1 protein-coding gene is annotated in these 325 nt (G+C 62.2%); it reads left to right on the top strand.

All coding sequences use genetic code 11. The annotated features are described in order from the left end of the window. Nucleotides 1-325: hypothetical protein (locus AEA42_RS22740; RefSeq protein WP_197278461.1), on the top strand; the 325-nt coding region annotated here is incomplete at both ends.

Below are 325 nucleotides of genomic sequence, written 5' to 3'. Positions count from 1 at the left end.
ACGGGGGGGGGCAGTGGGGTGACGGCACTCCGGCGACAGGCTACAGCTACAACGCCACCACCGGCGTTATCAGCTGGACGGAAACCGCCCCGGGTGAAGGTGGCAGCATCACGGTCACCGCGACCCAAACCGATGCAGCCAACAACACCTCAGGCCCAGGCTCTGACACTGCAACCGTGGCGGATGAAACCGCCCCGAATGCCCCGACCGTATTGATCGTCGATGACGGCAATCCAGGTGATGGCTCACTCACGCAAGCCGAAATCAACGGTGATGGCGTACAGCTCCAAGTCACCATCAACCATGCCGACTTTGCTGAAGGCGG

The organism is Shewanella sp. Sh95 (assembly GCF_001308045.1).
Taxonomy (GTDB): Bacteria; Pseudomonadota; Gammaproteobacteria; order Enterobacterales; family Shewanellaceae; genus Shewanella; species Shewanella xiamenensis.
The sequence above is the reverse complement of the archived record's forward strand: the minus strand, read 5'-3'. Positions and strand labels throughout refer to the sequence as shown.